The organism is Streptomyces sp. adm13(2018) (assembly GCF_008042145.1).
In the GTDB taxonomy this organism is placed as follows: domain Bacteria; phylum Actinomycetota; class Actinomycetes; order Streptomycetales; family Streptomycetaceae; genus Streptomyces.
On sequence record NZ_RDBH01000234.1, the window covers coordinates 1 to 1,062 of the forward strand.

At 75.6% G+C, this 1,062-nt stretch carries 1 protein-coding gene; it reads left to right on the top strand.

From position 1 onward, the window contains the following. Positions 1–59 precede the first annotated feature (59 nt). The coding region (locus tag EAO70_RS35935; protein ID WP_410091596.1) for a CASTOR/POLLUX-related putative ion channel at positions 60–1,062 on the top strand (1,003 nt) is incomplete at its 3' end.

The window sequence follows — 1,062 nt, forward strand, 5'->3', positions numbered from 1 at the left end:
CCCCGGGCCCGACCGGCCACCCGTCCGAACCCCTGTGGCGGGACCGTACCCGCTACTGGGTGGACCGGACCGTGGTGAAGGGCATGACCGCCGTCGCGGGCTGGCTCGCGCTGGTCTGCCTGGCCGTCGTCGCCCCCGCCAGCGCCCTCCTCGTCTGGACCGACAGCCATGCTCCCGACACCCTCCGGGGGAAGGTGGAGACCGTCTGGCGGACGGTCGGCCAGACCCTCCGACTCGGCGGCGAGGTCGGCCCGCCCCTGCGGATCGGCCTCTCCGTCCTGCTGGCCCTCGTCTCCCTGCTCTACGTCTCCACCCTCGTCGGCCTCGTCACCACGGCGATCACCGACCGGCTGACCGAGCTCCAGCGCGGACAGTCGACGGTCGTCGAGCGCGGTCACTCGCTCGTCCTCGGCTGGTCGGAACAGACCCCGACGCTCGTCGCCGAGCTGCTCGCCGCCCACGCGCAGCGACGGAACACCGCGGTCGTGGTCCTCGCCGACCGCGACAAACTCGACATGGAACGCGAGCTGAGGCCTCTGCTCGTCGCCGCCGGAGGCCGACGCGTCCGGCTGCTCTGCCGTCGGGGCCGCCCCGCCGACCCGGCGGCCCTCGCCCGGGTCAGCCCGGCCGCCGCCGCGGCGATCGTCGTGCTTCCGCCGGACGCCCCCGAGGCCGACACCCAGGTCGTCAAGACGCTGCTCGCCCTCCGGGCCGTGGTCGGCGACGCCCGCGCCGTACGGGTCGTCGCCGCCGTCCGGCAGACCCGGAACGTCCCCACCGCCCGGCTCGCCGCGGGACCCGGCGCGGTCGTCCTCGACGTCGACGGCATCACGGCCCGGATCATCGTCCAGTGCCTCGTCGAACCCGGACTGTCCCGTGTCCTGGAGGACCTGCTCGACTTCGCCGGCGCCGAGCTGCACGTCCACCGCGTGCCCGGCCTCGTGGGGCGGACCTTCGCCGAGCTGAGGGCGGCCTGCGCGGACGCGTGCGTCGTCGGCCTCGTACGCCCGGACGGCTCCCCGCTCCTCAACCCGCCACCGCGCACGGCGCTCGGCCCCGGAG